Source organism: Xanthomonas sp. LMG 12462 (assembly GCF_009192885.1).
GTDB lineage: Bacteria > Pseudomonadota > Gammaproteobacteria > Xanthomonadales > Xanthomonadaceae > Xanthomonas_A > Xanthomonas_A sontii.
This window is the reverse complement of the sequence record NZ_NMPP01000036.1, coordinates 1-2,978: the sequence shown is the minus strand read 5'-3', so window position 1 is coordinate 2,978 and position 2,978 is coordinate 1. Positions and strand designations below refer to the sequence as shown.

Annotated in this window: 2 protein-coding genes; both read right to left on the bottom strand. The window is 66.0% G+C overall.

The window, feature by feature from the left end; genetic code table 11:
• The coding region (locus CEK69_RS10120; protein ID WP_226975117.1) for a HAMP domain-containing protein at positions 1-1,590 on the bottom strand (1,590 nt) is incomplete at its 3' end.
• A 643-nt stretch (positions 1,591-2,233) separates the two neighbouring features.
• Positions 2,234-2,978: methyl-accepting chemotaxis protein (locus CEK69_RS10115; RefSeq protein ID WP_226975116.1), on the bottom strand; the 745-nt coding region annotated here is incomplete at its 5' end.

Genomic DNA, 2,978 nt, shown 5'->3' with positions numbered 1-2,978 from the left:
TTTGCCGTCGGCGGTGGCCATCAGCTGGTTGAGGCTGTCGACCATCAGGCGGAAGTCGTACTGGAAGCGTTCGGCGTCGCCACGCACGCTGAAGTCGCCGGCGGCCGCCGCACCGGCCAGATGCTTGATCTCGCTGTTCATCGCGGTGAGGTTGCGCTTGACCGTGTCCATCGTTTCGGTGAGCACCGCCTTTTCGCCGGGCAGCCGATCCATATCCTCGGACAGGTCGCCGATGGCATAGCGGCCCATGATCTGCGCCAGGCGCATCTTGACCGCGATATGTGAGGCGGCCAGGGCGTTGCTGTCGTGGACCATGCGGCCGTAGTCGCCGGGGAAGGCCGCTTCGTCCATGCGATAGCTGATCTCGCCGGCGTCGTGGCGCTGGGCCATCTCCTTCTGCGCGTCGAGCACCGCGCGCAGCTGCTGCTGCATGCGTTGCAGCGATCCCAGCAACTGTCCCAGCTCGTCGTTGCGGGTGTACTGGATGCGGCTGTCCAGGCGGCCGGCAGCGACCGCGCTGGAGACTTCCACCGCACTGGCCAGCGGCTTGACCACCAGCCGGCGCAGCAGCAAGTAGAGGCCGCCGCTGAGCAGCAGCGCCGCGCACAGGCCGACCGCGGCGATGGTCCACAGCAGGTTGCGCGCCTGCGCCATCAACACCGCCTTCGGCACCGCGACACCCAGTGCGAAATGCTCCTGCGCCTGGCCGATCTGCAAGGGCACGTAGATCTCGACATCGGTATCGCCGGTCTTCGCATCGACCGTCTCGCGGTCGACGGTCTCGCCCTTGGCGATCTGGGCGAGCAAGGCACGGCTAGCGGCGTCATCGAGCCTCTTGCCGACCAGTGCAGGGTCGCGATCGGCGATGATCGCGCCGCCAGGCGAAAGCAGCCGTACGTGTCCGACGCCGAGCGGGTGCAATTTCGACAGGCGTTCCTGCAACTTGGCGAGGCCGATGTCGGTATTCATCACCGCAAGCAGCTTGCCGTTCTCGATCACCGGGGTGCTCAATGTCGTAATCAGGACCTTGCTGCCGCCGATATCGTAGTAATACGGCTCGATCAGCGCCTGCCTGCGCTCCTTGCTCGGGCGCAGGTACCAGTCGCCAGCGCCCGGCGTGGCGTAGTCCAGCTGTGGCTGGCGGATCAGCTTGTCGCCTTGCCAGGCCCAATAGACCATGTAACGGCCGCTGGCGTCATGCCCCTCGCTGCCTGCGTACTGCGCGTCCTTTCCATCGAATGCCTGCGGTTCCCACATCGTCCCCATGGCGGTCCAGTCGGGATGTTGCTGCAGTTCCCTGCGCATGATCTCGCTGGCGTTCGCGCGCGCATTGCCGTCCTGGGTGCGCTGTACCAGCATGGCGTTCGCCAGTGCCTGGTTGGCGGAAAACGCGGTGTTCATGTCGCCTGCGATGCGCTTGGCTTCCAGGTAGGCGGCGTTGGTCATGCCGGCCTTGGCCGAGGTCAGCAGCGCTTGGCTGCTTTTTGCGTAGATCAACAGCGCGGTGATGCCGAAGCACAGGGCCGCGATGGCAGAGACACCAATCATCAGGCGGGTGACGACGCTGCTGGTGCGATGGGGGCGGGGCATAGTCATGTCTTTCCTCAGGTCGATGTGAGATGGGGAGGGGCATGTATGGGCGGGTGGTCATGTGCCATACGTAACGTGAATGTGACTTTTGGTTTGCGTTTATCGGCAACGAATCACATAACTTGATCTTTTTTTGCGCGCAGCTTGACCGGCGCATGCCGAGATCGGTTGGCATGCAAGGAAGAGGCGGATGGCGCGAGCCGCATGTCCCGGTCCAGGACGGGAAGGCGTACAGCGCCCAGGCCGTCGATTCGATCGGCAGCCGGGACGCGGGAACGCGGATGCTCGGAATCGGCTGGTGGGGACGTCGGCGGGACGAGGAAGCGCTTGCCCCTGACGGAGAAGCGTCAGAAGCGTCTTCTCGAACGTGGCTGGCGGGTTCCTTGCCGGACGCTCCGGGTGTTGGACGCAGTGCGGCCCTACGCGCCATGCCGGTGCAATGACCGCTTGCCGTTGAGTGACGGCGCTTGGGCGCTCTTCAGCACGATCCAGGCTTGAACACTGGAGTGGAGGGGCATGTGCCTGCGAAGTCGGCAGGCATCGGGGCGTTCTGCGAAGGAGAACGCCGAACTGCAAAGAGGCAAAGACGGTGCGGCAAGACGATACGGTGGCCACGCCGCTGTCGGCGTGGCCACCCGGCCGATCAGAACTCTTGCCAGTCGGTGTTGGCGCCGACGGCGACAACGGCACGCTTGGGTGCGGTGCGTGCGCCTTGTGCGACGGGTTTGACCGGCGCCTTGGCCGGTCGCTTGGTGCCGGCAGTGATTAGCGCGGCCGGCGGTGCGGAACTGCGCGGTGCCGTCGGCGCCTGCTGGTCGATCTTGAACAGGGCCACGGCCTGGCTGAGCTGGCCGGCCTGATCCTCCATCGAACGCGCGGCGGCGGTGGCTTCCTCGACCAGCGCGGCGTTCTGCTGGGTGGCCTCGTCCATCTGCATCACGGTCTGGTTGACCTGCTCGATGCCGGCCGACTGTTCCTGCGAGGCGGCGGAGATCTCGCCCATGATGTCGGTGACGCGCTGCACCGAGGCGACGATCTCGTGCATGGTCTTGCCGGCCTGGTCGACCAGCGCCGAGCCCTGGGCGACACGGCCGACCGAGTCGTCGATCAGGTCCTTGATCTCCTTGGCCGCATTCGACGAGCGCTGGGCGAGGGTGCGCACTTCGCTGGCCACCACGGCGAAGCCGCGGCCCTGCTCGCCGGCACGCGCCGCTTCCACCGCCGCATTCAAGGCCAGGATATTGGTCTGGAAGGCGATGCCGTCGATGACGCTGATGATGTCGGCGATCTTGCGCGAGGAGGCCTCGATGCCGCTCATGGTCTCGACCACCTGGCCGACCACCGTGCCACCCTGCGAGGCGACCGAGGCGGCGCCGGTGGCGAGCTGG